This window comes from Sphaerobacter sp. (assembly GCF_019683595.1).
In the GTDB taxonomy this organism is placed as follows: Bacteria; Chloroflexota; Chloroflexia; order Thermomicrobiales; family Thermomicrobiaceae; genus Sphaerobacter.
In genome coordinates this window covers 1-6,322 of the sequence record NZ_JADGHZ010000192.1, presented here as the reverse complement: position 1 = coordinate 6,322, position 6,322 = coordinate 1, and the positions used below count along the sequence as shown (strand labels likewise).

7 protein-coding genes are annotated in these 6,322 nt (G+C 69.9%); 2 read left to right on the top strand and 5 right to left on the bottom strand.

What is annotated here, in order from left to right; translation table 11 throughout:
* Nucleotides 1-128 precede the first annotated feature (128 nt).
* From lysX to lysW, 4 genes are all read right to left on the bottom strand, one after another.
* Nucleotides 129-1,025 carry a lysine biosynthesis protein LysX gene (gene lysX, locus IRZ30_RS14795; RefSeq protein ID WP_294086242.1) on the bottom strand — a complete coding sequence of 299 codons (897 nt, stop codon included), beginning with the start codon at nt 1,023-1,025 and terminating at the stop codon, nt 129-131.
* A complete protein-coding gene (locus IRZ30_RS14790) occupies nt 1,022-2,125 on the bottom strand; it encodes a [LysW]-lysine hydrolase (protein WP_294086241.1) in 1,104 nt (367 codons plus the stop codon). Before IRZ30_RS14790 ends, lysX begins: the two co-directional genes overlap by 4 nt.
* 77 nt (nt 2,126-2,202) lie before the next feature.
* Nucleotides 2,203-3,027: a hypothetical protein gene (locus IRZ30_RS14785; RefSeq protein WP_294086240.1), complete on the bottom strand. Its 825-nt coding sequence runs from the start codon at nt 3,025-3,027 to the stop codon at nt 2,203-2,205.
* 6 nt (nt 3,028-3,033) lie between these two features.
* Nucleotides 3,034-3,195, bottom strand: coding sequence for a lysine biosynthesis protein LysW (gene lysW, locus IRZ30_RS14780; protein ID WP_294086239.1), 162 nt, complete (start codon nt 3,193-3,195; stop codon nt 3,034-3,036).
* Between the two features lie 509 nt (nt 3,196-3,704).
* On the opposite strand from lysW, the gene IRZ30_RS14775 reads away from it, so the two are divergent.
* On the top strand, nt 3,705-4,502 hold the full coding sequence (locus tag IRZ30_RS14775) for an SRPBCC family protein (protein ID WP_294086238.1): 798 nt from the start codon (nt 3,705-3,707) through the stop codon (nt 4,500-4,502).
* Nucleotides 4,503-4,601: 99 nt separating this feature from the next.
* Nucleotides 4,602-5,768 (top strand): zinc-dependent alcohol dehydrogenase, encoded by a 1,167-nt coding sequence (locus IRZ30_RS14770; RefSeq protein WP_294086237.1) that lies wholly within the window; start codon nt 4,602-4,604, stop codon nt 5,766-5,768.
* On the opposite strand, the gene IRZ30_RS14765 is transcribed toward IRZ30_RS14770, so the two are convergent.
* The gene (locus IRZ30_RS14765; protein ID WP_294086236.1) at nt 5,765-6,268 is read right to left on the bottom strand and encodes an inorganic diphosphatase; all 504 of its coding nucleotides are present in this window, start codon (nt 6,266-6,268) and stop codon (nt 5,765-5,767) included. The two genes, IRZ30_RS14770 and IRZ30_RS14765, sit on opposite strands and share 4 nt — an antisense overlap.
* Nucleotides 6,269-6,322 lie beyond the last annotated feature (54 nt).

The window sequence follows — 6,322 nt, the reverse complement described above, 5'->3', positions numbered from 1 at the left end:
TGCGTCCCCCTCACCCCCGGCCCCTCTCGGACGGAGCCCACCAGGGGAGAGAGGAGGAGTACTGAATACGCGATATGCGATACGCAGTATGCCCTACGGCTGACGCATGACGCATGACGCATGACGCATCACGCCCCCGGCATCACGTACGCCGCCTCGTAGACGGCGCGCTCGGCGCGGGCGATGACGTAGTCGACGATCGCTCCGGCGATGTCCTTCTCCGTCGTCCGCATCAACCCCTTGAATTCGGCACCGGTGTTGACTTCGATCACCTGCAGCCCGGTGGAGGTCTCCACCAGATCGATCCCGGCGATCTCAGTGCCGATCGCCCGCGCGGCGCGGAAGGAGATGTCGGCGATCTCCGGCGTGATCGGGCAGGGCAGCGAGACGGCGCCGCGCGCCACGTTGGTCACCCAGTGCTCGGCCGCGCGGTAGGACGCCGCCACGATCTCATCGCCGACGACAAAGATGCGCAGGTCCCGCCCCGGCTTCTCGACGTACTCCTGGATGTAGAAGACGCCGTGCTGGTAGTGACCGAGCACCCGCTTGTGCTCCAGCAACGTCCGCGCGGCCTGTGGCGAGTTCACCTTCGCCAACAGCCGACCCCAGGAGCCGATCACCGGCTTGATCACGGCCGGATAGCCGATCTGCTCCAACCCGGCCAGCGCCGAGTCGATATCGAAGGCGACGACGGTGCGCAGCGTCGGCACGCCGGCCGCCGCCAGCGCCAGCGTCGTCGCGACTTTGTCGTCCGCCAGGTTCGAGGCCCGGCTGGAGTTGACCGTCGGGATGCCGAGGGCGTCGAAAATCTGCATCGCGACCGCCGCCCGGCCGTGGGCCATGCCGCGGTCGAGCACGATGTCGAGCTCCACCCCGCAGGGGCTACCGGGAGAGGTCAGATCGAGCACCAGTTTCCGGTCGTGCAGCCGGACCGGCTCGATGCCACGTTTGGCGAACGCCGCCAGCAGCAGTTTCTCTTCCTCCCGCACGTGGGAGAACAGCATTCCAATCCGCGGCCGGTTCACCGCTCACCTCCCCAGCGGCCGGCGTGTATCTGCGCCGCCACTCGCTCGATCGCCGTCGTCAGAATCGCCGTCGCGCGCTCAAGATCCGCCAGCGGCACATGCTCCTCCGGCGTGTGGTCGAGCCGCGAATCGCCCGGGCCGTACGCCACGATCGGGCAGCCCCAGGCCGGGCCGACCAAGTTCATGTCGGACGTCCCTGTCTTCAACTTGAGGCGTGGTGTGCCGCCGTGCGCCCGCACCGCGGCGAGGAAGGCCGCGACGATCGGCTGGCGCTTGTCGGTCTGAAAAGCCGGCGCGTTGACCGTGGCCGTCACCTCCCCCTCGTTGGCCAGCGAGGTCGCCACCGCAATCGCCTCCTCGGGCGCGAGCGCGGGGGGCAGCCGCAGGCCGATCCGCGCCACAGCCTCCCCATAGAGCCCGTCGGAGGACGAGTTCAGCGCCTTGAGCTTGGGTTCGACCCGGTGAAAGGCGTGGTCGATCCCGACGCTCCACTCGGCGCACCAGGTCCGCAGCCGGAACCAGAAATCCGCCGCCAGTTCGGCTGCGGTGGCCTCCGGCCCGGCCGAGTGCGACATCGGCACGTTGACCCGGTACTCGAGCGCGACCGAGCCTCGGTAGCCCAGCACGACGCCGTCCCAGCCACTCGGCTCGCCGATGACGACCGCGTCCGGCGCCGGGCGGGTCGCGATCAGGTGGCGCGCCCCACGGGAGGACATGACCTCCTCCTCGACCGCCCCGACGACGGTGAGCCGCACCCCCGGCGGCAGCGCCGCCCGCGCCCCGGCGACGACGAAGGTCGCCAGCGGCCCCTTGGCATCGACCGTCCCCCGGCCGTAGAGCGCACCGTCGACGACCTCCACCGGCACCTCGCCGGGCACCGTGTCGATGTGACCCAGGAGCATGATCTCCCGTGGCCCTTCCCCGCGGGTGCCGACGGCGTTGCCGGCGTCGTCCGGTTCGGCCTGGTAGCCGAGCGCTGCCATCTGCCGGCACAGCCACTCGACCGCGGGAGCCTCGGCGCCGGAGGGACTAGGGATACTCACCAGCCCGCGCAGCAGGTCGGCGGTTGTCATACTCGTCGGGCTGATCGACTCCAGCACCGGAACTCCCTTTCCTCCCTCGCCCGCCCCATCTCGCCTCCTCGCTCAACGTCCGGAGAGGAGCATGGGGTGATGGTCTATCCCACCACGAATTCAGCAATCATCCCTGCAACGTCGACGCCCCGCCCGCTGAGCGAGCGGAAGTCGACCAGGTTGGCCACGCCGACGACCACCGGCCCGTCGCCGGTCTCAACGACCTCCACCGCGTACGTGCCAGTGCCGAGCCGCGACATGACCCGCTCGGCCAGAGCCGTCAGCGGGGCCGGATCACCGGAGTACGCCTCGTACGCCGCGTCACGGCCGGGCCGCCAGCCGCCGTGGATCCGCCGCTCGATCCCCGCGAGCGCTCCGCCGGCGACGACCAGCCGGACCGACTGCCCGGCCATGGACGGGATGAACTGCTGCACCAGCACCGCGCGCTCGCCGCCGAGCATGATCCGGTGCTCCACGATCGCCTCGGCCGCATCCTGATCCTCGACCAGCGCCACCGGGAAGCCGGGATCCACCGTCAGCGACTTGAGCACCACCGGGTAGCCGAGCTCCGCGATGGCGGCGAAGATCGCCTCCTCACCGAAGCAGACGCGGGTCTCCGGCACCGGGATACCCGCCAGAATCAGGTGGCGGAGCAACGCCATGCGGTCGGCCAGGAGCCGGGCGGTGGCAGCCCGGTTCACCACCGGGGTGCCGCCGGACGCCAGCAGCGCCGCCAGCACCGCCCGCTCGGCCGTGGCCTCGCCGCGGTCGAGCGCCACCGCAAAGTCCCCCGCACTCGGCGCCGCGGGAGAGAGCGCCAGCTTGGCGGGCTGCACCAGCACCGCCTCGTGGCCCCGGGCCGCGAACGCCTCGATCAGCAGGCGCTCTTCAACACGTAGCCGGTCGGCAAGCAGGGCAACCCGCGCCACGACCGGCTACTCTCCCCAGTCTTCTTCTTCGGCCGGAGCCAGGCCCAGCGTCAGCGGCGAGGTCTCCAGCACCTCCAGCTCGACGCCACAGTCAGGGCACTGCACGATCTCGCCCTGCTCCACGTTCTCCAGCCCCAGTGCGGCACCACACTCCGGGCACTCACCCATTGGACGATCCTCCCTCAATCGCGTTCTCCCCGGTCCGCTCTGCGGGGCGCGCCGCCCGGGGACACCAGCGCACCCAACCCTTCCGATCCGGATCAGCCTGCGCGGAACAACAAAAACGGCGGTGACCGTTGCCGCTCACCGCCGCTGGCGCTTCACCGGATGACGTGCCTGATCTAATGGCACCCTCCGCCGACGCCGAGACACGCGGGAGCATGGCAGCACCTAGGGGCGGGGATGCCGGCAGGGCCAAACACGACGGAAGCGCCGAACCGGCGCACTGCCACGCAGTCCGCCGTGATCGCTTTCTCCTGTCGGCCCCAAACGCTCTCCACCGTGCCTGACTCCCACGAACAGACGTCAGCGGGTGACATCCTACCACCTCTTGCGGAAAAAGGGAAGAGCAGCCCCGTTCCGCTCCCGGCACGTCACCTGCTGATGCCCATCCCACACCCCGCCGACGAATCCGACCGGGCAGGGCACGCGCAGCGCCGCGGGAGGGAGTGCAAAGGATGACCGAGCAGCCACAGCCGTCAGACAATGGAACCCAGCCATCCGTCACCGGGACGCGCGGCCCATCGTGGCTGCCACCGGTCGTCGCCGGAGTGGTCGCGCTCAGTCTGCTGCGATGGCGCACGTTGCGGCGCCTCCTGGCGGCCGGCGCAGCCGCGGCCGTCGCCTATCGGGTCGCCGACCAGAGCGGGCTCGTGACCCGACTCCGCTTCGGGCGCGGCCCGACCCCGCTCACCGTCACGCGTGCGGTTACCATCGCGCGCCCGCGGCAGGAGGTCTACGCCTTCTGGCGCGACGTCACCAATTTCCCCCGTTTCATGCACGATCTCGAGTCGGTGGAGGTCACCGGGGAGCGGACGAGCCGCTGGGTCGCACGCGGCCCGCGCGGGAGCCGGCGCGCCTGGGACATGGAGATGACTGAGAACCGCCTGGGAGAGGTCATCGCCTGGCAGTCCGTCGCAGGGTCGCCGGTCTGGTTCCGCGGCACCGTGCGCTTCCACGACGCGCCAGGCGGAAACGGCACGGAAGTCCACCTCACCCTGGCACGGCTGTCACCCGGCACGCTCGGGCTCCTCAGCGGCCCTCCACCTGCCCAGCAGGTGCAGGAAGACCTGCGCCGTGCCAAGCAACTCATCGAGACAGGCAATATCACCACCACCGAGGGCCAGCCGAGCGGCCCCGGTGGCGGCACGCATCAGGTGGAGCGCATTGCCGGCATCCTCCGCCGCATCGCCGCAGCCGTCGAACGCGCACGCGACCGCCGCTCACCCGGCGAGACGACGACGGCGTCACCCTGAGTGTGCGCCCGGGAGCACCGGCAGCACCCCGGCCGCCGTCGCGCTCGCAACACGCGCCAGTAGCCGGCACGGCGCCGGCGCTCCGGAAAGGACCGGCCCATGAAAGCAGTCTGCTGGTACGGCACACACGACGTGCGCGTGGAGACGGTGCCCGACCCGGCGATCCTCAACCCGCAGGATGCCATCGTCCGCGTGTCGTCCACCGCGATCTGCGGCTCCGACCTGCACCTGTTCGACGGCTACATTCCTGGCATGGAGGCCGGCGACATCCTCGGCCACGAGTTCATGGGCGAGGTGGTAGAGGTCGGGCGTGAGGTCAAGACCCTCAAGCCCGGCGACCGCGTGGTCGTTCCCTTCACCATCTCCTGCGGCCGGTGCGACTACTGCCGGCGCGGCCTCTGGTCACTGTGCGACAACTCGAACCCCAACGCCTGGATGGCCGAGGCGCTCTACGGCTTTTCCGGCGGCGGGTACTACGGCTACTCGCACCTCTTCGGCGGCTACGCGGGCGGGCAAGCGGAGTACGCCCGCGTCCCCTTCGCCGACTCCGGCCCGATCGCGGTGCCGGACGGCCTGAGCGACGAGCAGGTCCTCTTCCTGTCCGACGTCTTCCCCACCGGGTACATGGCCGCCGAACAGGCGGAGATCAAGCCGGGCGACGTGGTCGCGATCTGGGGATGTGGGCCGGTCGGGCAGTTCGCCATCCGCAGCGCCTACTTGCTCGGCGCCGACGAGGTCATCGCCATCGACCGCATCCCGGAGCGCCTGCGCATGGCCGAAGCCGGAGGAGCGCGGACGCTCAACTACCAAGACACCGACGTCGTCGAGGCGCTGAAGGAGTTGACCGGCGGCCGCGGCCCCGACGCCTGCATCGACGCGGTCGGCATGGAGGCGCACGGCGTCGGCCCGGCTGCCTGGTTCGACCGAGCCGAGCAGGCGGTCCGGTTGGAGACGGACCGGCCGACCGCACTGCGTCAGGTGATCCAGGCGTGCCGCAAGGGCGGGGTCATCTCGGTGCCCGGCGTCTACGGCGGGTTCATCGACAAGTTCCCCATCGGGGCGATCTTCAGCAAGGGCCTGACCCTGCGCACCGGCCAGACCCACGTCCAGGCTTACCTCCGCCCTCTGCTCGAGCGCATCGCGAACGGCGACATCGACCCGAGCTTCATCGTCACGCATCGCCTGCCGCTGGAGGAGGCGCCCGGCGCCTACCATACCTTCCAGCAGAAGGAAGACGGCTGCATCAAGGTAGTGCTGAGCGCCTAGCTCCGGGTACTGGACCGGTAAGCGCGCTGGGCCGCTTCGATCACGCCCCACGCCTCCTTCACCGGGTGCCAGCCCAGCACCTCGGTGTGCTTCGGCTCCAGCAGCTTGTACGTTGCGAAGAAGGTCTCAATCTCGCGCAGCCAGTGAGGATCCAGATCCTCCAGCGTGCGCGTGTTGGCGAAGCGCGGGTCAACCGCCGGCACGGCGAGCACCTTAAAGTCGCTCCCCTTTTCGTCCTCCATGTCAAGGCCGCCGATCGGACGCGCCTCGACCAGGCAACCCGGGAACGTCGGCTCGTACGTCACGACCAGGATGTCCAGGTGGTCGCCGTCGGGCGCCAGCGTGTCCGGGATGAACCCGTAGTCGGTCGGGTAATGGACCGAGGTGTAGAGCACCCGGTCCAGGCGGATTCGCCCGGCCTTCTCGTCGAACTCATACTTGTTTCGGCTGCCCGCCGGAATCTCGATGAGCGCGTCCACGGTTCGGCTCACAGGCTCCATCTGCCGAGCACTCCTTTCGCACCGGCCAGTCCATCCCTGCGCGGCCGGGCCCAG